General features: G+C 61.2%; 17 protein-coding genes and 8 tRNA genes. 4 read left to right on the top strand and 21 right to left on the bottom strand.

The window, feature by feature from the left end:
- Nucleotides 1-229: 229 nt before the first annotated feature.
- Nucleotides 230-1471 carry an MFS transporter gene (locus ACQ4WS_RS06665; RefSeq protein ID WP_436474770.1) on the bottom strand — a complete coding sequence of 414 codons (1242 nt, stop codon included), beginning with the start codon at nt 1469-1471 and terminating at the stop codon, nt 230-232.
- 127 nt (nt 1472-1598) lie between these two features.
- On the opposite strand from ACQ4WS_RS06665, the gene ACQ4WS_RS06660 reads away from it, so the two are divergent.
- Nucleotides 1599-2429 carry an AraC family transcriptional regulator gene (locus tag ACQ4WS_RS06660; protein ID WP_436474768.1) on the top strand — a complete coding sequence of 277 codons (831 nt, stop codon included), beginning with the start codon at nt 1599-1601 and terminating at the stop codon, nt 2427-2429.
- Nucleotides 2430-2510: 81 nt separating this feature from the next.
- Here ACQ4WS_RS06660 and aqpZ read toward each other — a convergent pair whose 3' ends face one another.
- The 17 genes from aqpZ to ACQ4WS_RS06575 form a co-directional block, all read right to left on the bottom strand.
- The gene (gene aqpZ / locus ACQ4WS_RS06655) at nt 2511-3200 is read right to left on the bottom strand and encodes an aquaporin Z (RefSeq protein ID WP_436474767.1); all 690 of its coding nucleotides are present in this window, start codon (nt 3198-3200) and stop codon (nt 2511-2513) included.
- Nucleotides 3201-3422: 222 nt separating this feature from the next.
- Nucleotides 3423-3836 carry a GNAT family N-acetyltransferase gene (locus ACQ4WS_RS06650; RefSeq protein WP_436474765.1) on the bottom strand — a complete coding sequence of 138 codons (414 nt, stop codon included), beginning with the start codon at nt 3834-3836 and terminating at the stop codon, nt 3423-3425.
- Nucleotides 3836-4294 carry an Ivy family c-type lysozyme inhibitor gene (locus ACQ4WS_RS06645; protein ID WP_436474763.1) on the bottom strand — a complete coding sequence of 153 codons (459 nt, stop codon included), beginning with the start codon at nt 4292-4294 and terminating at the stop codon, nt 3836-3838. The genes ACQ4WS_RS06650 and ACQ4WS_RS06645 overlap by 1 nt, the downstream gene beginning before the upstream one ends.
- A 65-nt stretch (nt 4295-4359) precedes the next feature.
- Nucleotides 4360-4779: a hypothetical protein gene (locus ACQ4WS_RS06640; RefSeq protein ID WP_436474761.1), complete on the bottom strand. Its 420-nt coding sequence runs from the start codon at nt 4777-4779 to the stop codon at nt 4360-4362.
- A gap of 29 nt (nt 4780-4808) precedes the next feature.
- Nucleotides 4809-5957: an amidase family protein gene (locus ACQ4WS_RS06635; protein ID WP_436474759.1), complete on the bottom strand. Its 1149-nt coding sequence runs from the start codon at nt 5955-5957 to the stop codon at nt 4809-4811.
- A 206-nt stretch (nt 5958-6163) separates the two neighbouring features.
- Complete coding sequence (locus ACQ4WS_RS06630) at nt 6164-6739, bottom strand: elongation factor P (RefSeq protein WP_034758247.1); 576 nt, start codon at nt 6737-6739, stop codon at nt 6164-6166.
- Between the two features lie 135 nt (nt 6740-6874).
- Nucleotides 6875-8044: an elongation factor P maturation arginine rhamnosyltransferase EarP gene (gene earP / locus ACQ4WS_RS06625; protein WP_436474757.1), complete on the bottom strand. Its 1170-nt coding sequence runs from the start codon at nt 8042-8044 to the stop codon at nt 6875-6877.
- A 99-nt stretch (nt 8045-8143) separates the two neighbouring features.
- Nucleotides 8144-8219 (bottom strand) — tRNA-Glu (locus ACQ4WS_RS06620).
- Between the two features lie 56 nt (nt 8220-8275).
- Nucleotides 8276-8351, bottom strand: a tRNA-Glu gene (locus tag ACQ4WS_RS06615).
- 120 nt (nt 8352-8471) lie between these two features.
- Nucleotides 8472-8547 (bottom strand) — tRNA-Glu (locus ACQ4WS_RS06610).
- 563 nt (nt 8548-9110) lie between these two features.
- Nucleotides 9111-9186, bottom strand: a tRNA-Ala gene (locus ACQ4WS_RS06605).
- 50 nt (nt 9187-9236) lie between these two features.
- Nucleotides 9237-9312: transfer RNA gene (locus tag ACQ4WS_RS06600), tRNA-Glu, on the bottom strand.
- Nucleotides 9313-9363: 51 nt separating this feature from the next.
- A tRNA-Ala gene (locus ACQ4WS_RS06595) sits at nt 9364-9439 on the bottom strand.
- A gap of 134 nt (nt 9440-9573) precedes the next feature.
- Nucleotides 9574-9649 (bottom strand) — tRNA-Glu (locus ACQ4WS_RS06590).
- Between the two features lie 67 nt (nt 9650-9716).
- A tRNA-Ala gene (locus ACQ4WS_RS06585) sits at nt 9717-9792 on the bottom strand.
- Between the two features lie 136 nt (nt 9793-9928).
- Entirely contained in the window at nt 9929-11335 is a 1407-nt protein-coding gene (gene gltX, locus ACQ4WS_RS06580; RefSeq protein WP_436474755.1) for a glutamate--tRNA ligase, read from the bottom strand.
- A 68-nt stretch (nt 11336-11403) separates the two neighbouring features.
- Nucleotides 11404-12315: a LysR family transcriptional regulator gene (locus ACQ4WS_RS06575; protein ID WP_436474753.1), complete on the bottom strand. Its 912-nt coding sequence runs from the start codon at nt 12313-12315 to the stop codon at nt 11404-11406.
- A gap of 153 nt (nt 12316-12468) precedes the next feature.
- Here ACQ4WS_RS06575 and lysA point away from each other — a divergent pair, with 153 nt between their 5' ends.
- Both lysA and ACQ4WS_RS06565 read left to right on the top strand, forming a co-directional pair.
- On the top strand, nt 12469-13719 hold the full coding sequence (gene lysA / locus ACQ4WS_RS06570) for a diaminopimelate decarboxylase (RefSeq protein WP_495542688.1): 1251 nt from the start codon (nt 12469-12471) through the stop codon (nt 13717-13719).
- 63 nt (nt 13720-13782) lie between these two features.
- On the top strand, nt 13783-15348 hold the full coding sequence (locus tag ACQ4WS_RS06565; RefSeq protein WP_436474751.1) for a phospholipase D family protein: 1566 nt from the start codon (nt 13783-13785) through the stop codon (nt 15346-15348).
- A gap of 81 nt (nt 15349-15429) precedes the next feature.
- On the opposite strand, the gene ACQ4WS_RS06560 is transcribed toward ACQ4WS_RS06565, so the two are convergent.
- The 3 genes from ACQ4WS_RS06560 to apbC all read right to left on the bottom strand — a co-directional run bounded on the left by ACQ4WS_RS06560 (nt 15430) and on the right by apbC (nt 18883).
- Nucleotides 15430-17112 carry an alkaline phosphatase family protein gene (locus ACQ4WS_RS06560; RefSeq protein ID WP_436474750.1) on the bottom strand — a complete coding sequence of 561 codons (1683 nt, stop codon included), beginning with the start codon at nt 17110-17112 and terminating at the stop codon, nt 15430-15432.
- 139 nt (nt 17113-17251) lie between these two features.
- Nucleotides 17252-17659: a DUF4399 domain-containing protein gene (locus ACQ4WS_RS06555; protein WP_436474748.1), complete on the bottom strand. Its 408-nt coding sequence runs from the start codon at nt 17657-17659 to the stop codon at nt 17252-17254.
- Between the two features lie 135 nt (nt 17660-17794).
- Nucleotides 17795-18883, bottom strand: coding sequence for an iron-sulfur cluster carrier protein ApbC (apbC, locus tag ACQ4WS_RS06550; RefSeq protein WP_436474746.1), 1089 nt, complete (start codon nt 18881-18883; stop codon nt 17795-17797).
- Between the two features lie 160 nt (nt 18884-19043).
- Between apbC and metG the strand changes: the two genes are divergently transcribed.
- A complete protein-coding gene (gene metG / locus ACQ4WS_RS06545) occupies nt 19044-21200 on the top strand; it encodes a methionine--tRNA ligase (RefSeq protein WP_436474744.1) in 2157 nt (718 codons plus the stop codon).
- Nucleotides 21201-21210 lie beyond the last annotated feature (10 nt).

The following is a 21210-nucleotide window of genomic DNA, read 5'->3' as shown; positions in this document are numbered from 1 at the left end:
TCATGCGCGTTGCGGAAAAAGAAAATGGCCACAGGTTTTTCAACACTGTGGCCATCGGAATGAGGAGTAAAAAGTTTAACGGCGCCGGGCCGCATCCTCGCGAAGCCAGGTACATGGACACAGCGCAGCGGCGGCGCGGTATGCAAGGACTGTATGGAGGATGGAAGAGATCATGGGGGCAATATCGCATGCGCGCGGGCGGGCCGTCAAGCCCTCCCGCGACGCTGGCTTATTTTCTCGCCTGCTCGATATGCGGCAGCAGCACTGTCAATATGCCCAGCAGCGGCAGGTAGGAACAGATTTTATACACATAGGCGATGCCCGACACGTCGGCCAAATGGCCCATGGCTGCGGCGGCGATGCCCGACACGCCGAACATCAGGCCAAAGAAAATCCCCGCGATCATGCCCACCTTGCCCGGCACCAGTTCCTGCGCGAAGACGACGATGGCGGAAAATGCGGACGAAATCACGAAACCGATGATCACCGTCAAGACGGCCGTCCAGAACAGGTCGACATACGGCAGCAACAGGGTAAATGGCGCGGCGCCCAGGATGGAAATCCAGATCACGCGCTTGCGGCCGATGCGGTCGCCGATGGGGCCGCCCATGAAAGTGCCGGCCGCTACTGCGGCGAGGAAAAGGAACAGGTAGAGCTGGGCATCGCCGAGCGACAGGTGGAACTTGTCGATCAGGTAAAAGGTGTAATAGCTCGACAGGCTGGCCATGTAGATGTACTTCGAGAACACCAGCAGGGCCAGCACGCCCAGCGCGCCCGCCACCTTGTTGCGCGACAGCTTAGGTCCATGGCCACCCGCCTTCGGCTTGAAGCTGGCCAGGTGGCCGCTATACCAGTGGCTGACCTTGTACAGCACGCCGATGGCCAGCACTGCCAGCAGGCTGAACCAGGCGATATTACCGTGGCCACGGTTCACGATGACGGCCGCCGCCAGCAGCGGCCCCAGGGCGGAGCCGACATTGCCGCCCACCTGGAACAGGGACTGGGCAAAGCCGTAGCGCCCGCCCGAGGCCATGCGCGCCACGCGCGACGCTTCCGGGTGGAAAGTGGAGGAACCGACGCCGATCAGGCCAGCGGCGATCAGCAGGGTCGGAAAGGTCGAGACGATGGACAGCATCAGCACGCCGGCGAGGGTAAAGCACATGCCGACCGGCAACAGGAACGGCATCGGACGGCGGTCCGTATACAAACCGATCCAGGGTTGCAGCAAGGAGGCCGTGCACTGGAACGTCAGGGTTATGAGGCCGACCTGGGTAAAACTGAGTGAAAACTCGGCTTTCAGCATCGGGTAAATCGACGGCAATAATGCCTGGATCAAGTCATTGAGCAAATGCACGAAGGCGACGGCGCCCAGGATGTGCATGGCCAGACCGGATTGTTGTTGGGAACGATGAAGCGAGGGCGCCGCCGGCACGGGCGTGGCCAATGCTGGGGCAGGTGTGCTTGTGTGCATGTGTCATCCGCAATAATCGGGCACGGCGGGCGGCCCGGCAAAGAAGCCAGTATAGTATGGTCGCTGAACTGATAACTTCCAATAATCGTCGCCCAAGTGACAAGCAAGAGACAAGCCAACGCCCCACATGTACACCCAGCAACCTGTCCAGACCCACCCAGATGGCGTGCCTTTCAGCCGCAACACCAGCTCGCACGATTACCAGCATGTGCCGCGCCCCGTGACGGCCATGTCCAGGCAATATGTTGCGGGCGACTACACGGCGCCGCACAACCACGTGCGGGCGCAATTGCTGTATGCGACGCAAGGCGTGATGCGCGTCTCGACCGAGCACGGCGTATGGATATTGCCGCCCCGGCGCGCCCTGCTGATACCCGTGGGTGTCATGCATGAAGTCCACATCTTGAGCGAACTGAGCATGCGCACCGTGTACATCGATGCGCAGGTAGCGGCCCAATATGGTAATAATTGCAAGGTGCTGGAAGTGAGCCGGCTGTTGCGCGAGCTGATCCTGGCCTTGCTGGCAGAACCGATCGAATATGCGCTGGCGGGGCGCGGCGACTGGCTGGCGCACCTGATCCTGTCGGAACTGACGGCGGCCGACACCGTGCCCCTCGCCATACCCTGGCCGCGCGACCGCCGCCTGGTGGCCGTCTGCTCGGCCATCATGGACGCGCCCGGCAGCCGGCGCAGCATCGAGGACTGGGCGCAGGACGCGGGCGCCAGCGCGCGCACCCTGATCCGTTTATTCCCCAAGGAAACGGGCTTGCACTACCGCCAATGGCTGCAGCAAGTCCACCTGGCCGAGGCCTTCTGCCGCCTGGACCGGGGCGAAGGCGTGGCGGCCATCGCCTATGCGCTGGGCTACGCCAGCCCCAGCGCCTTCAGCGCCATGTTCCGCCGTATCCTGGGCCGTACGCCGCAGCACTACCTGAGCGAGTGGCGCGCCGCCGATTAAGCGAAAAAAGCAGCCCGCAGGCTGCTTTCGTCAAGTGGTTTGCCGGCAATTGTCGGCTTACGCCCTGCGGGCTAAGCCGACCTACTCTTTTTCACCGGCAATCAAGCGGTAGGCCAGCGCGCCCAGCAAGGCGCCGATGATGGGTGCCAGCCAGAACAGCCACAGCTGGCTGGTGGCCCAGTCGCCCACGTACAGTGCCACGCCCGTGCTGCGCGCCGGGTTGACGGAGGTATTCGTGACGGGGATGCTGATCAGGTGGATCAGGGTCAGCGCCAGGCCGATCGGCAGCGGGGCGAAACCGGCCGGCGCGCGCTTGTCGGTGGCACCCAGGATGACGATCAGGAAGAACATCGTCAGCACGATTTCAATGACCAGCGCCGACTGCATCGAATAACCGCCCGGCGAATGGGCGCCGAAGCCGTTCGAGGCAAAGCCCTTGCTGACATCGAAGCCGGCCTGGCCGCTGGCGATCACGTACAGCACGCCGCCGGCCACGATGGCGCCCAGCACTTGCGCAATGATGTATGGCAACAGTTGCTTGGCAGGAAAGCGGCCGCCGGCCCACAGGCCGATCGATACAGCTGGATTCAGGTGGCAACCCGAGATGTGGCCGATGGCGTAGGCCATGGTCAGTACCGTCAGGCCAAACGCCAGCGCTACGCCAGCAAAACCGATGCCAAGACCGGGAAAGGCGGCGGCCAGCACGGCGCTGCCGCAACCGCCCAGGACCAGCCAGAACGTGCCGAGAAACTCGGCGCCATATTGTTTCATGATGTATTCCTTTAAAGTGACGAGAAAACGTGCCAGGGACGACCAATCGGACCGCTCACCACCTTTGCCCGCGCCCGAGGGCGACGGCAAAGCACAGCATCAGCAACGCACCGCTGCGCACGCCGCAGAGCGCGCATAATGACATGATGTCATTATCAATGCAACATTATTTGGTACAATAATGTTAATTGTTTTCTTGACATATAAAGGTTGTTTTGATAATTATTGAGGCGCGGAGCGGCGCATGTATTTTTGCGGCGCGTCCAGTGGCGCAAAACCAAAGCCCGCATACAGGCCATGCGCGTCATCGGTCGCCAGCATCCAGGCGACATCGCGCAAGCGTACATCGCCGAGCACGGCGGCCACCAACTGCTTGCCATATCCGCGCCCCTGGTATGGCGGCAGCACAAACACGTCGCGCAGGTAGGCAAAATCCGTGTAATCGGTGATGACCCTGGCGAACGCCACTTGCTGGCCATCCACATACCCACCGAAACACAGCGCGTTGGCAATCCCCCTGCGCACCGTTTCCAGCGCCACGCCGCGCTTCCAGTACGACTGCCCGCTCAGGTAGCGGTGGATCATCGGCACGTCCAGCTCGTCGCGCTCGCTGGAAATGCGCAGTGGCGCGTGCATCAGTTCTTCAACAGCAGGTCGGCTTCGGCGATGCTGGGCTCGCCAAAGTACACGGTGCGCAAGCCGCCCTTGCCATCGCTGCCCATATACACGCCCGTCATGCTGCGCTCGGCCGGGTCGTACAGAATGGTGTAATGGTGGCCGCAATTGTGCGGTTCGCAGACGCTGCTCAGCAGACGCGCCTTGCCGTCGATTTCGACAGGCTTGAGCGGGCTGGCCACGCCGTCCGGCACCCAGCGCTGCCGCTTCAGGCCAGCCTTTTTCAGGCCCACATTGAAGGCCTTGCGAAAGGCGTAGTCCGCCTTGTAGACATCGGGGAAATACGGACAGGTATGGCCGCCATCGCAGCTTTGCGCCTGCTCGATCAGCGACAGCCTGGGCGTGCGCGCTTGCGCCGGCATGCTGGCCAGCGCCACGGCGGCACCGAGGAACAGGGGCAACAGAAAACGTGCGGACATGCAATCTCCTAAAAGCAAAGTGTCATGCGCGCAGCATAGCAGAATGGCAAGCCTGCGCACCGGCCTCAGGGAGAACAGCGGATACCGACGACCCCGTTGACCTTGCCTTCCGGCCAGCCCGTCTCGCGCCAGCGGTATACACCAGGCTCGACGATGATCAATTGCCATTCCACCAGCTTGCCAACGGCATTGCGGCGAGTTTCATTGTCATAGCGTAAGGTCAGGCTACGCTCCGTTTCCACCACCACCGTCGCGGCAAAGCGGTTGGTTTCACCCAGCTTGCTTTTCCAGGTCCGGTCGTTGAAGATCGCCAGCCGCTGATGATCGTCAGACAGCTGCATGCGCGTAAAGTGCCGCGCTTCCTCGCAAACACTGCTGGTATTCACGCTTTCGGACCAGCTGCCAGATAATTGCGCGGCGTCAAAAGCATCGACAGATAGGGGGGCGGCGGTCATGGCCGCAATCAGCAGCAAGGTTGCAAGCATAGTTTATCAAAAGAAAACGAAAAGAGAAATCATGGCTGGCGCAATGCCAGGGTGATGCTCGACGGTAGCGCGGGCGTGCGCCGGTGCAACGTCGCCTGCTCATAGGCATACGCCATCGCAATGAGCTGCATGTCGCCGTGGACGGGACCGATGAAGGACAAACCGACCGGCAAGCCCCCGACCACGCCGGCCGGCACCGTGATCTGCGGCAAGGCCGACGGCGCCTGCGATACGCCATGGCAGGTGGGCCCCACCAGCGCATCGAGCCCATGCGAGCCCAGCAACGCTTCGATGCCGCCAGGCCCGGGCTCAGGTGGCATCTCGATCAGTTCCGCGCCCTGCTCGCGCAACGCCAGCAGTGCCTGCCCGATCACGGCGTCGGTCCCGGCGCACAGGCCAAACAGGCTGCGCGCCACGCCGATGCGGCGCCCGTGCAAGCCGGTGGCGTCGAGCACCATGCCCTCGGACAGGCGCTCGCCGCTCAAGGCCGCAAGCAGCCAGGCCGCCTCGCGCACGCTGGGCGCCATCGGTCCGGCCGTGGCTGGCTCGGCGCCCTGTCCCGCGACAGTCCTGCCAGTGGGCTTGATGGCGACCAGGCCGCAGTTTGAAGCAGGCGCGACGATGGCACCGTCCGCCGCGCTGTCGACGGCCAGGATGGTCAGCCCGGCCCAGCTGGCAGTGGCATGTGGCACGCTGACGGAGGCCCACTGGCGCAAATTGCTTTTGCCGATGATGACGGCGCCGGCCGCGCGCAAGCGCGCCGCGACAAACGAATCGCAGCTGGCATGCGTGGCCAGGGGTGCCTGCGTGCGCGTCTTCATGCGGTCGCCCGTGGCGATATTGTCGCGCAAGACGACGGGAATGCCGTGCAAGGGACCCCGCACCTTGTGCACCTGCCGCTCACGGTCCATTTCCAGGGCAATTTTCAGCGCATCGGGATTGATTTCAATGCCGGGATAGGCCCGCGCGCCAATGCTGCACAGGGAGCGGATGCGCCCCAGGTACTGCGACGTCAGCGCATGCGAACTGAGTTTGCCTGCCTGCATCATCTGCTGCTGCGGCAATACGCCAGCATCGAGCAAATGGGCCATGGGGCTGGCGGGCGCCGTGGCACGGGACAATACGGGGCGCGCCACGCCCCGGGACGCGCCACTGCCTAACATCTGACTGCGCTGCATGCTACCTCCAGGAAACTTCAATGTTTTTACTGCAATAATGTTCTAGCCATAGCATAGCAGTCCCTGCAACACAATTGTTGTTGAAGGGAATTATTTTTTAAGCAAAAAAAAACGCCGCCCGAAGGCAGCGTTTCTTGATGATCGAGCACTGGAGCAAAGCAGACCGGCAATGCCGGGCCCTGCGAGCGGCACAGTGCAAGGCTCTATCAGTTGCGTACGACACGCTTGTATTCGTTGGTACGGGTGTCGATTTCGATGACGTCGTCCTGTGCCACGAACAGCGGCACTTGCACGGTGTGGCGGTGTGCGTCGATGGCGTTTTCGATCTTGGCTTCTTTCAGGACGTTGCCCGAGGTGTTGCCCTTGACCGCTGGCTCCGAGTACACCACTTGACGGGCGATGGTCGTAGGCAGTTCAACGGAGATAGCCTTGCCGTCGTAGAAAATGGCTTCGCATTCCATGCCATCTTTCAGGTAGTTCAGCGCTTCGCCCAGATTTTCTTCTTCGATTTCGTACTGGTTGTACTCGGTGTCCATGAAAACGAACAGCGGGTCGGCGAAGTACGAATACGTTACTGGCTTTTTATCCAGAACAACAACGTCGAACTTGTCGTCGCCGCGGAACACGTTTTCCATCGGGGTGTTCGTCAGAAGATTTTTCATCTTCCATTTGTAGGTGAAGCCCGTGCGGCTCGAACCGTTGACATCAGAACGCAACACGATCATTGGCTTGCTGTCGACCATGATGATATTGCCAACACGAATTTCTTTTGCGGGTTTCATAGGAATGTACGTAAAAAGTGGGTTGCATGAAGACCATCTGCCGCCTGTGCGCCATCAGCGCCGCAAGCTTGCGTTTGATCGGTTAAAAATACGTTAGAAATAACCGGGCATTTTACCTTAATTTTGAGCAAGCGCCTATCTCGTCGCGCCAGCGAACGCCAGCAAGTTACTTGCCAGATCGCCATTGACCTGCATCTGCCGCTGCCAGGTCTGAGAGCGCTCCCTGATGCGCGGCAGATCGGCCTGCAATGCGGGCCACAGCTGCGACCACGGCAAGGCGTCCGCGCTGGCGCCATTCCAGGTCAGCGCCGCCTGCACCAGGCTGTCGATGGCACCGTCCGCGCCCATCGCATAACGCTGCAAGAAGGCGCGCAATTTCACGTGATGCAAGTTTTCATCCTGCACATAGATATGCCAGAGAAATGGCTGGCCGGCCCATTGCGCGCGCACGAAGGAATCCTCGCCGCGCACGAGATTGACGTCGCAGGCCCACAGCAGGCGGTCGTAATCGTCTTGCGGCATGAAAGGCAGCACGCGCACGGTGAGCGCGCCGCGCGTGCGTACCGCGCCGATCACCGCCGCATCGTCGCCGATAAACGCCTGAACTGCATCGAACGCGACGCCTTCCGGCACCAGACAGGTCACCGGTTCGCGCCCAGTCTGGCAGGCCGCAAACAGCTCGGCGACGGGAGCCGATGGGTAGCAGAACAGCGATACTTTCAAGGCGCGCATTTCCGCCGCCGTGACGCCGAATTGCCCCAGGAAGGCCGCCATCGCGGCCGCATCGGACTGGAACGCCAGACGCTGCTCATCGAGCGCCGCTTCGCGCAGCAGGCCGCCCGTTTTATGCGTGAAGCCGGGAAAGAAGAAATGCTTGATCATGCCGTGGCGCGGCGACGTCAGCGCATGGCAGCCCTCGACCCACTCTTCCGCCGTCAAGCCTTCCAGGTTCAGCCACACCGGCTGCGGCGCGCACTGCGCCATGGCGGCGATGTAGCCGGGCGGAATGTCGCAGGCAAAAAACTCGATGACGATGTCGGCGATATCGGCGGGCGCAAACACACCCTCCTGGTCACGCCAGTGGCGCACGGCAACGCCCGATACTTGCTGCGCTTCGGCAGCCACGTCGATGGCGGGACAGATGCGCTGAAAACTGAGTAAATCATCGACCCACAGGGTGACGGCCACGCCGTGTTCGCCGCTCAACTGCCGCGCCAGGCGCCAGCAAATGCCGATATCGCCGTAGTTGTCGACGACTTTGCAGAAGATAGCCAGGGATGGCGCGCGATCGCTAGGTAATAGCATGGGCAGGCAAGAGTGTAGGAAAAACGTTGGCATGCCGGCAAACAACAAAAAAGCCGCACTGTTACCAGGCGGCTTTATTGTTGGCTGATTCAGCCGGTCTGGCGTCCCCAAGGGGATTCGAACCCCTGTACTCACCGTGAAAGGGTGATGTCCTAGGCCTCTAGACGATGGGGACAGAAAATCTGTCCTGGATGCGCTACCCTGCATCCCGACCTTTTTACTACGCGAATCTGGCGTCCCCAAGGGGATTCGAACCCCTGTACTCACCGTGAAAGGGTGATGTCCTAGGCCTCTAGACGATGGGGACAGAAATCTGTCCTGAATGCGCTACTTTGCATCCTGACCCGGTACTGCAGCAATCGCAGAAACAAAAAAAGCCTGACTTGTCAGGCCCATTCAGCACTGCACTTACTTTACAACTAAATCCTGGCGTCCCCAAGGGGATTCGAACCCCTGTACTCACCGTGAAAGGGTGATGTCCTAGGCCTCTAGACGATGGGGACCTGTGCTGGCTTTACTCTCAGCGGACTCTTCGTTGAAGGCTTTTCTTAGCCCCTCAAAAAAGCGTGCGCGAAGTTTAACACGAAGCGATTCACGAAATCAACTGCTGGGGGTTTTATTTTCCATCTTATTTGCAGAGATCTCCCTATGGGACAGAAGATGCTCGCGCGATATGGAAATGCTGCGCTATTGCAATTTCAGCAGGCGTAAAAAAGGCCGCATAAGCGACTTGGCATGAATATCGATGTTGACTTAGGTCGACGGTGCTGTCGGATTACGCTGCGCCTCGGCGGCCCCGCTAATCCGACCTACGCCACATTCCCCAAAGGGGTATGGCGGAAATAAAAAAGCCGCTCAAGGCGACTTTGATTATCATGTGATTTCTGCGCTGCTGGTGGAGGCAAGCGGGAGCTAACCGCTGACCTCTTGCATGCCATGCAAGCGCACTAACAGCTTAGCCACACTCCCCCAGAGGGGTATGGCGAAAAGTGTCGCGGAAATAAAAAAAGCCGCTCAAGGCGACTTTGATTTATTCACTTCCATTTACCACCTGTTTCTGCGCTGTTGGTGGAGGTAAGCGGGATCGAACCGCTGACCTCTTGCATGCCATGCAAGCGCTCTCCCAGCTGAGCTATACCCCCCGGGCGCAGAAACACTGCTACTTCTTTACAACCACAACACCAGACCGAACTGGCGTCCCCAAGGGGATTCGAACCCCTGTACTCACCGTGAAAGGGTGATGTCCTAGGCCTCTAGACGATGGGGACCTTGGCACTACATTTTTACTTCTACAGTTTGCTGCTTTACTTCTGCGCTGTTGGTGGAGGTAAGCGGGATCGAACCGCTGACCTCTTGCATGCCATGCAAGCGCTCTCCCAGCTGAGCTATACCCCCCGGGCGCAGAAATAATAAAAGCCGCACTTGGCGACTTTGTTCCACTACTTGCTTTCCATCCAGATTCCGCTTTTTACGGGCCTGAACTTACAACAATCAGTACAAACAACTGCCACTACTATACCACAACTACCTGGCGTCCCCAAGGGGATTCGAACCCCTGTACTCACCGTGAAAGGGTGATGTCCTAGGCCTCTAGACGATGGGGACCGCGGAACTTCCAAACAACATCTGCACCACTTCAACGACTAACAAAACCTGACTGCGATTTTGCTGCTGGTGGAGGTAAGCGGGATCGAACCGCTGACCTCTTGCATGCCATGCAAGCGCTCTCCCAGCTGAGCTATACCCCCGTTGGTGCAGAAACAAGAGTATAGCAAAGAAGTTTCACTCTGCAAATACCCTTTTTCGTCTATGAGCAACTTTTCATAGGGGCGGTTTCCGCACGCTGTTTCTACGCATATTTCTACGCGTATTTCATCGCGGCGATTACAGCCACTTTGCCAGGCGCGCCAGCACGGTGTCGCGGCCGAAGATCACCACCACCTGGTCGATGGCCGGCGTCTGCAACTGACCCGTCAAAATCAAACGCAAAGGCATGGCCAGCAGCGGCATCTTGATGGTGTTGGCGGCCAACACCTCCTTGATCATGGCGGCGACGGCTTCCTTGCTCCACTCCACCGTGGCGATGCGCTCGGCAAACTGCGCCAGCACGGGCTTGATGGCATCCGTGATGTGCTGCGCCGCCAGTTCCGCTTCCGGCTGCGGCGCGCGGAAGAACAGCATCGAGGCGGCAGCCAGCTCATTGACGGTGTTGGCGCGCTCTTTCATCATGCCCAGCACTTGCGCCAGGTCTGGCGCGCCCTCGAAGACGGCGCCGGCGACCAGCATTTGCGGGCGTGCCAGGTCGGCCAGGCGCGTGTTGTCGGCCTGCTTGATATAGTGATTGTTCAACCAGGCCAGTTTTTCATTGTTGAACTGGGCCGCCGATTTCGACAGGTGATTCAGATTGAACCACTCGCAGAACTGCTCGGTCGAGAACACTTCATCGTCGCCATGGCTCCAGCCCAGGCGCGCCAGGTAGTTCAGCATCGCTTCCGGCAGGAAGCCCTGCGCCGGGTAATCCATTACGCTGACGGCGCCGTGGCGCTTCGACAGCTTCTCGCCGTCCGCCCCCAAAATCATCGGCAGGTGGCCATACAGCGGCAGCGGTGCACCGATGGCGCGCAGGATGTTGATCTGGCGCGGGGTGTTGTTGACATGGTCGTCGCCGCGGATCACGTGGGTGATCTGCATGTCCCAGTCATCGACGGCCACGCAGAAGTTGTATGTTGGCGTGCCGTCCGGACGGGCGATTACCAGGTCGTCCAGCTCGCGGTTGGAAATCGTGATCGTGCCCTTGACGACATCGTCCCACGTCACGTCGCCATCGAGCGGGTTCTTGAAGCGCACGACGGGCTTGCGGTCGGCAGGGATGGCCGGCAGGGTCTTGCCCGGCTCCGGACGCCAGGTGCCGTCGTAGCGTGGCTTTTCGCCCGCGGCGCGCATGCGCTCGCGCATCGCTTCGACTTCTTCCGGCGACGAGTAGCAGTGGTATGCAGTACCTTCGGCCAGCATCTGCGCCACCACTTCGCGGTAGCGGTCCATGCGGGCCATCTGGTAGAACGGGCCTTCGTCGTGGTCCAGGCCCAGCCACTTCATGCCTTCGATGATGGCTTGCACGGCTTCCGGCGTGGAGCGCTCCACGTCCGTGTCTTCGATGCGCAGCACGAAAGTGCCGCCGAAGTGACGGGCATACGCCCAGCTGTACAAGGCGGTGCGGGCGCCGCCCAGGTGCAGATAGCCGGTCGGGCTGGGAGCGAAACGGGTACGAACGGGAGTAGCGGTTGTGGTCATCGAAGTAATCAGGCTTTGAAGAAAAACACCATTTTACTCTGTTGACCGCCTCCACTCCACAAGCGCCGTCACAGCAGCAGCAAGCGCCTTTTCACCTCGTCCGCCTGCGCATGCAGCGCCTGCTCGAACAGGGCGACGAGTTGCGACAGGGGCCGGTGCAAAGGTTTCACGAGATTCACCGTGAACGGCAAGGACACGGCAAAGCGGCGCATCTGCAAGCCCTGCCCCGCATAGTCCAGCGCCGTGAGCGGATTGACGATGGCCAGGCCCACGCCTTCACGCACCATGGCGCAGACGGAGGCGGCGCTGTGCGTGTCGAGCGCCATGCGCCGCTCCACGCCCGCCTGCGCAAAGATGGCATCGATCTGCTGGCGGTAGGGATCGACGGCGGCCAGGCTGATGAAAGGCTGACCCGCGAAGTCCGCCGGCTGCAGCACGGTTTTGCTTGCGAGCGCATGGCCGTCGGGCAGCACGCACACTTCATCGACGGACATCAGGGTATCGAGCGCGGTGCCCGGCGGCGCATTGGCCACTTCCGTCAGGCCGATATCGTGGCGCTGCGCCGACAGCCACTCCTCCAGCAGCGGCGACTCCTGCGGCGTGATGCTGATGCTCACCTTGGGAAAATCGGCGACGAAGCGCTTGCACGCCTGCGGCAGCAGCGACTGGGAAAACACGGGCAGGCAGGCAATCGACAACTGCCCCTGGTCGAACTGGCGCAAGGCCGCCGCCGTGCTGACGATGCGCTCCAGGCCGAAATACGCGCGCTGCACTTCCTCGAACAGCTGCAGCGCCTGGGCCGTCGGGCGCAGCCGTCCCCGCTCGCGCTCGAACAGGGTCAAGCCCGTCAAATGTTCGAGGCGCGCCAGCTCGCGGCTGACGGTGGGCTGTGACGTATGCAGCATGGCGGCGGCGGCCGTCACGCTGCCCGTCGTCATGATGGCGCGGAAGACCTCGATATGGCGCAAGGAAATAGTCATACCCATATCATAAATGAATAAGGTAGGCCTAAATGGATATTTTATGTTTACAAAGAAAACCCGCATCATGATCGGCACGTAGGTCGGATTAGCGCAAAGCGCGCAATCCGACACCACCTCCGACACCACCCATCAAACGATAAGACAACCACCATGAAACCAGTGCCAGACGCCACCCTCGCCCAACTCGCCCAGGAACACGGCACGCCCCTGTGGGTCTACGACGCGGCCACCATCCGCGCGCGCGTGGCGCAGCTGGCGCAGTTCGACACCGTGCGCTTCGCACAAAAGGCCAACTCGAATATCCATCTGCTGACCTTGATGCGCGAAGCGGGCGTGCACGTGGACGCGGTGTCGCTGGGCGAGATCGAACGCGCCCTGCAGGCAGGCTTTACGCCGGCGCGAACCAATGGCGCGGCCGGCCTGGTCTTCACCTGCGACCTGTTCGACCGCGCCACCCTGGCGCGCGTGGCGGCGGCGAAGATCGAAGTCAATTGCGGCTCCGTCGACATGCTGCGCCAGCTGGGCCCAGTGTCGCCCGGCCACCGCGTCTGGCTGCGCATCAATCCCGGCTATGGTCATGGCCACAGCAACAAGACCAATACGGGCGGCGAAAACAGCAAGCACGGTATCTGGCACGAAGAGCTGCCAGAGGCACTGGCCGTCATCCGCGCGCATGGCTTGCACCTGGTGGGCCTGCATATGCATATCGGCTCGGGCGTCGACTACAGCCACCTGGAAACCGTCTGCGGCACCATGGTCGACCTGGTGAAAAACATGGGCCACGACATCGAAGCCATTTCCACGGGCGGCGGCCTGTCCGTGCCTTACCGCGAAGGTGAGCTGCCGGTCGACACGGGCCACTACTTCCAGCTGTGGGATGCGGCGCGCAAGCAGATCGAAGCGCATCTGGGCCACCGCGTGCACCTGGAAATCGAACCAGGCCGCTTCCTCGTGGCCGACGCGGGCCTGCTGGTGGCCGAAGTGCGCGCCACCAAGCAAATGGGCGGCAAGCACTTTACCTTGCTCGATACGGGCTTCAATGAACTGATGCGCCCCGCCATGTACGGCAGCTACCATGAAATGTCGGTCATCGCCCACGATGGCCGCGCTCTCGATGCACAGCGCGCCACCGTGGTCGGCGGCCCCCTGTGCGAATCGGGTGACGTCTTCACCCAGCGCGATGGCGGCGTGGTCGAAACACGCCTTCTGCCTGCAGCGCAGGTGGGCGACTACGTCGTCTTCGAAGGCGCCGGCGCGTATGGCGCGTCCATGTCGTCGAACTACAACAGCCGCCCGCATGCGGCAGAATACCTGGTCGATGGCGCGGATGATCAACACCCGTCGCGCCTGATCCGCCGCCGTCAGACGGTGGCCGAGCTGATCGCGCTGGAACAACTGTAAAACCGCGCCCGCGTGCGGGCATGCGCATCTGCTAACATCGGGACAACTCGATGAAAGTGCACCATGCCCGCCCAAGTACTTCTCTTCCGTAGCGCCACCCGGCTGCTGCTGCCCCTGCTGCTATCCGCCGTCCTTGCCGGCTGCGCCGCGCTGCCCTCGCTGGAAGGCCGCAGCGTGTCGACCGTCATGGCCGACACAAAGCACACCAAATTGGCCACGGCCATTGCGCCCCTGGTGGCGCAGCACCCCGGCGTGTCCGGCATTTATCCGCTGGTCGACGGGCGCGATGCCTTTGCCGCGCGCGCCCTGCTGGCCGCCGCCGCCCAGCGCAGCCTGGACGTGCAGTACTACATCTGGCACAAGGACATCACCGGCACCCTGCTGTTCGACGCCCTGCGCCAGGCGGCCGAACGGGGCGTGCGCGTGCGCCTGCTGCTCGACGATAACAACACGGCGGGCCTGGACCAGACCCTGACCATGCTGGGCAAGCAGGCGAATATCGAAATCCGCCTGTTCAACCCCTTCGTGCCCCGTTCACCGCGCGCGCTGGCCTTTGCCACGGATTTTTCCCGCCTCAACCGACGCATGCACAACAAATCGTTCACGGCAGACAACCAGGCCACCATCGTCGGCGGACGCAATGTGGGCGATGAATATTTTGGCGCGGCCGGCGACGTGCTGTTTGCCGACCTTGACGTGCTGGCCATCGGTCCCGTCGTCGATGACGTCTCGCAGGACTTCGACCGCTACTGGAACAGCGCCTCGGCCTACCCGGCCAGGCTGCTGCTGACCAGCCCAGTCGACGGCGACGCGGCCACCATCGCCGCCGAGGCGGACCGCATCGACGATAGCAAGGCGGCTGAGGAATACGTGCAGGCACTGCGCACCTCGCCCTTCGTCAAGCAGATGATGGAGCGCACCCTGCCCTTCGAATGGGCAAACACGCGCATGGTCAGCGACGACCCGGCCAAGGTGCTGGACAAGGCCAGGCCAGGCACGGGCGTAGCGGAAAACCTGCAAAACCTGCTGGGCGTGCCGGAAAAGGAAGTGGACCTGGTATCGCCGTATTTCGTGCCCGGCAAAGCCGGTACACAGGCCTTTGCCGACCTGGCACAAAAAGGCGTGGGCGTGCGCATCCTGACGAATGCGCTGGAAGCGACCGACGTGACGGCCGTGCATGCGGGTTATGCGAAGTGGCGCAAACCGCTGCTGGAAGCGGGCGTGCTGCTGTATGAATCGCGCCGCTCGTGGGAAGCAGGCGACGCGCGCGCGCAGCCTGGTCACCTCGGTAGCTCCGCATCGAGCCTGCATGCGAAGACCTTTGCCGTCGACGACCGGCGCATCTTTGTCGGCTCGTTCAATTTCGACCCGCGCTCGATCGCATTGAACACGGAAATGGGCCTCGTCATCGATAGCCCGGCGCTGGCCGGCCAGCTGGGGCAAGCCATGCGCACCACCATCCCGCAGCGCGCCTACCAGGTGCTGCTTGGCGACGACGGCGCGCTGTACTGGCTCGCCCGCGACGCCAACGGCGCCACCACGCGCTACGACACGGAGCCGGGCACCAGCGTGTGGAAACGCATGGGGGTGGCGATTCTGTCGGTGCTGCCGATTGATTGGTTGCTGTAGTGCCTTTTAACGGCCAACCCACATGCAAATCCTGGGGTCGGACCCTGAGGGTCCGACCCCGGCTTTTCGCACAGGGTTCTTTTACCGCACCACCTCCGTCAACACACGCCCTTCCGACGCCGACGGCTGGCGTATGCGCAGCAGATGGGCGAGCGTAGGCGCGATGTCGACTACTTCCGCGTACTCGCCATAGGCGCCCGGTTTGATCCAGCGGGGGCCAAAGACCATCAGCGGCACGTTCGTGTCATACGTATATGGCGTGCCGTGCGAGGTGCCGCCAACGCCCTTGCCGAAGTACCAGACAGGCTTTGTAACGACCATCAGGTCGCCCGACAGCTGGCGGTTCCAGGCGCGGCGCATCAGGGTGTCCATGCGCGTGGCCACCGCCCCCGTTTCCATCTGCGTGCGCGTGTAGACTTGCGCCAGGCCGTCCTGCTGCAGCAGGAAGCGGGCCGCCGCGTCTTCCAGGGCGGCGCGATTGACGCCGCTCTTTTCCGCCAGCGCGTAATCGAGGTAGATATTCGGCAGCGACGACGTCGTCACCAGTTTATCGATGCCCAGGGTCGTGGCCAGGTGCCGGTTCAAGGCATCGACCAGTTTGGCGCCGTCGATGCGTTTGGCCGAGAAGCCCCGCGTTTCGGCAAATTCCGGCACGTTGGCAAAGCCATGGTCGGCCGTCAGCACCACCAGCACGTTGTCCATGCCGACTTTTTTATCCAGGTCGGCAAAGAAGCCGGCCAGCATGCGGTCCAGGCGCTGCAGATGGTCGTGCGACATCTTGCTTTCCGGGCCATAGGCATGGTTCACATAGTCGTGCGCGGACAGGCTCACGCCGAGGATATCGGGCACGCCGGCCGGGTTGCGGCCCAGATTCTCGCCATCGATGGCGGCGCGCGCGAATTCCAGGGTCAGCTCGTCAAGGAAGGGACCGGACTTCAAGCGGCTGTAGTACTCGCCATCGAGCTTGCCGCTATCGCTGTAGTAGGCAAACGGGAAGGTATTGCGCGTGCCCGGCTTGGCCGCCACAAGATCATCACGTGCGTCGCGCGCATAGGCGGAATCGGCCAGCAGCGGCGTCCAGCTCTTGCCATAATAACGATCCTGCGGCCTGGCGGCCTGGTAGCGCTGCACCCATTGCGGATGCTGCTGCATGTAATAGGTGCTGCTGGCGAAATTGCCCGTCTTTTCCATGTACATATAGGCCGTGCCCGTTTTCCCGGCCAGCAGGATGGCGCCGCGGTCCTTGCCCGACACCGTGACGACCTTGGCCTTGTCGCCCGTGGAATAGCGCAGCTCGTCGCCCAGGGTGCTCACGCGCAGCCTGGTCGGCGCCGTGCCGTCGTCGCTCTGCGTTTCTTCGCCGATGTAATGGAAATTGCCATCCTCGGTGCAGTACACGGATTTTTTCGTAACGGGATCGATCCAGTTATTGCCGATCACGCCATGCTGGTAAGGATAGGCACCCGACAGCACGGCCGAGTGCCCGATGGCCGTGACCGTGATGCCATGCGCCTGGTGCGCATCACTGAACCACGCGCCCTGCTCCAGCAGGCGGCGGAAGCCACCCTGGCCGAACTGGTCGCGGTAGCGCGTCACCTGTTCTTGCGGCAAGCCGTCCACCACCAATACCACCACCAGCTTGGGCTGTGCCGCCGTCGCAGCAGCAGGAAGCACCTTGGCCGCATGCACCTGGCACGCCGCCACGCTGGCTACCAGCAGCAAGGCCTGCGCCAGTTGTCGGGAAAGGGAGAAATTCTTGCTCATATGCACTCATCCAAAGTTAGGCCACCGGCCAGCATACGCCGACTATATGACACAATAATGACAAGAGGCAACAATATAAAAAAGGCCAGGCTCCATCGCTGGAACCCGGCCTTTGCCGAAACAGATGAATAGGTCTGACTTACTTGACCGTCACCTTGATACTTTTGCTCAACTCCGGCCCATACGACTGGTGCGCGCCATTGGCAAACTGCATCGTCAAGGTGTACTGGCCCGGCGGCAAGGTGACGTCCGTTTCCGTCTGCCCTTTGCCGAAATGCAAATGTTTGTCATCCATGGGGATCATCTCGCCCGCCTTCATCGGCCCCATATTGATGAGCAGATGATGGTGGCCCGTCTTCGCCGTCATGTCGCCGGCAGGCTTGACGTCCATGCCTTTGACGGCAAACTTGACCTTGAACGGGCTGCTCACTGTCGCGCCATCGACGGGCTCGACAAATGAAACGGATTGAGCAAACGCGCTGGCGGCCAGCAGGCTGCCAGCGATCACGGCTGCGGCTTGGCGCAGGAATACGGTGGTCAATTGCATGATGTCTCCTCTTGTTTAATAACAACACGGACTGCATGAAACCATCCCCTGGCGACAGAGGCGCAGGATTGTTGACCCATGAAGGGCCGGGGTCGAACCCTGAGGGTTCGACCCCAGTCTCTGCCTTGGCTTAAATCAATCGTTCTTGATGACGATCGACGGGAACTTGCTGGTCATATCCTTCGCCTTTTCCGCCACCTTGATGGCGATGGTGCGGGCGATCTGCTTGTAGATCACGGCGACAGGGCCATCCGGCTCGGCCACGACGGTGGGCGTGCCCGAATCGGTCTGCTGGCGAATCGCCATGGTCAGCGGCAAGGCGCCGAGGAATTCCACGCCGAAGTCCGCGCACATCTTCGCGCCGCCACCGGCGCCGAAGATTTCTTCCGCATGGCCGCAGTTCGAGCAGATGTGCGTGCTCATGTTTTCCACCACGCCGAGGATAGGAATGCCGACTTTTTCGAACATTTTCAGGCCCTTGCGCGCATCCAGCAGCGCGATGTCCTGCGGCGTCGTGACGATGACGGCGCCCGTGACGGGCACTTTCTGCGACAGGGTCAGCTGAATGTCGCCCGTGCCTGGCGGCATGTCGACGATCAGGTAATCGAGGTCACGCCAGTTGGTCTGGTCGAGCAGTTGCTGCAAGGCTTGCGTGACCATGGGGCCGCGCCACACCATCGGCTCGTCCGGATCGATCATGAAACCGATCGACGACACTTGCAGGTCGTGGTTTTCCATCGGCTCCATGCTCTTGCCATCGAGCGTCTTAGGCTGGCCGCTGATGCCCAGCATCATCGGCTGCGACGGGCCATAGATGTCGGCGTCGAGCATGCCGACGGTGGCGCCTTCGGCAGCCAGGGCCAGGGCCAGGTTGACAGCCGTGGTCGATTTACCAACACCGCCCTTGCCGGAAGCAACCGCAATGATATTTTTCACGTTGCTCATCGGCTTCAAGCCGCGCTGCACCGTGTGCGAAATGATTTTCGACGAGACGCCCACGCTGACATTGCCCACGCCCGGCAGCACGCGCAGGGCGGCCAGCACGGACTTGCGGATCAGGTCGATCTGGCTTTTGGCGGGGTAACCCAGCTCGATGTCGAGCGAAATATCATTGCCATCGACCTTCAGATTCTTGACGGTTTTGCTGGAAACGAAGTCTTTATGTGTATTTGGATCAATAACCTGGGCCAGCGCGGCCTTGACGTCTTCTACTGTGATGCTCATGTAAATCTCCGTGTGTACTACATATGTGCAATACGCGCAGTCTAGCGCAAATTTGCAGGGCGCGATGGCGGCAAAAGCATCACTTGCCGGCGCAGCATCTGCTCATATTGCCTTTCCGCTGTTAAAATGACCTATTATCCATCCCAAAAGTGCATCAATCATGACTCGCAAGCTGTTCGTCACCACTGCCCTGCCTTACGCAAACGCCGCTTTTCACATTGGCCACATCATGGAATACATCCAGGCTGATATCTGGGTCCGGTTCCAGCGAATGCAACGCGATGGCGCAGCCGGCCGTGAAGTGCACTTTGTGGGCGCCGACGATACGCATGGCACGCCCATCATGATCGCCGCCGAAAAGGAAGGCATCACGCCGCAGCAATTCGTCGCCAACATCGCCGCCGGCCGCGCCCAGTACCTCGATGGCTTCCATATCGCCTTCGATAACTGGTATTCGACCGATTCGCCGGAAAACGTCGACCTGTCGCAATCGATCTACCGCAAGCTGCGTGATACGGGCCTGATCGTCACGAAAACCGTCGACCGTTTCTTCGACCCGGTCAAGGGCATGTTCCTGGCCGACCGCAACATCAAGGGCGAATGCCCGAAATGCGGCGCCAAGAACCAGTACGGCGACAATTGCGAAGTGTGCGGCGCGGCCTACCAGCCGACCGACCTGGTCAACCCGTTCTCCGTGTTTACCAATGCGACGCCCGTGATGAAGCCGTCGGAACAGTATTTCTTCAAGCTGTCCGACCCGCGCTGCTTCGAATTCCTGAAAAGCTGGCTGAATACGCCAGGCCGCTTGCAGCCGGAAATGGTCAACAAGGTCAGCGAATGGCTGGGCGAAGCGGGTGAAAAGCTGGCCGACTGGGATATTTCGCGCGATGCGCCCTACTTCGGCATCCCGATTCCGGATGCGCCGGGCAAGTTTTTCTATGTGTGGATGGATGCGCCGGTCGGCTACCTGGCCAGCCTGAAAAACTATTGCGACAAGAAAGGCCTCGATTTCGACGCCTTCCTGAATGACCCGTCGACGGAACAGATCCACTTCATCGGCAAGGACATCGTTTCCTTCCATTTGCTGTTCTGGCCCGCCATGCTGAAGTTCGCCAATCATCCGGTCATCGACAAACTGAAAGTCAACGTCCACGGCTTCCTGACGGTCAACAACGAGAAAATGTCGAAGTCGCGTGGCACGGGTATTTCGCCGCTGCGCTATCTGGACCTGGGCATGAACCCGGAATGGCTGCGCTACTACATCGCCTTCAAGCTGAACTCGAAAGTGGAAGACCTGGACTTCAACGGCGAAGATTTTGTCGCCCGCGTGAACAGCGACCTGATCGGCAAGTACGTGAACATCGCCAGCCGCTGCGCCGGCTTCATCGCCAAGCGTTTCGACGGCAAGCTGGCACCCATGCTGTCGGAAGGCGCGCAAAGCTGGATCAACCGCGCCCTGACGGTGGACGTCAACGGCGTCATCGTCGAGCGCCAGGCCAGCATCGCCGCGCACTTCGAGAACCGCGAATTCGGCAAGGCCTTGCGCGAAATCATGGAAATCGCCGACATCACCAACCAGTATGTCGATGAAAACAAGCCGTGGATACTCGCCAAGGATGCGGACAAGACAGCCGAACTGCACGACGTGTGCACCACGGCCCTGATCCTGTTCCGCCAGCTGACGATCTTGCTGTCGCCGGTCCTGCCGGGCGTGGCCAAGAACGTGGCCTCGTTCCTCAACGACGCCGAGTTTAGCTGGGCCGATACGCAAGTGTTCGGCGACGCCGTCTCGAACAGCATGCTGGGCCGTACCATCGGCGCCTACAGCCATTTGATGACACGCATGGATGCGAAGATGATCGAAGCGCTGTTTGACGCGCCGCAAGCGGCCGCCGCCATTGCCGCGCCCGCCGGCGACGCCGCCAATGACGCGACGCCCGTTGCGCCGGTCGCAGCCGCCATCGAGGAACTGGCGCCGGAGATCAAGATCGACGACTTCCTCAAGGTCGACCTGCGCATCGCAAAAATCGTCAACTGCGAACTGGTCGAAGGCTCCGACAAGCTGCTGCGCCTGACCCTGGACGCGGGCGAAGGACGCTTGCGCAACGTGTTTTCGGGCATCCGCTCGGCGTACCAGCCGGAAGAACTGATCGGCAAGCTGACGGTGCTGGTGGCCAACCTGGCCCCGCGCAAGATGAAGTTCGGCATTTCCGAAGGCATGGTCATGGCAGCGTCCGCCGCCGATGAGAAAGCCAATCCGGGCATCTACATCCTGAACCCGTGGCCGGGCGCCGAACCTGGCATGCGCATCCGCTAAGCCACCACAA

The organism is Janthinobacterium leeuwenhoeki (assembly GCF_051380795.1).
In the GTDB taxonomy this organism is placed as follows: Bacteria; Pseudomonadota; Gammaproteobacteria; order Burkholderiales; family Burkholderiaceae_D; genus Janthinobacterium.
This window is presented reverse-complemented; position numbering and strand designations above follow the sequence as displayed.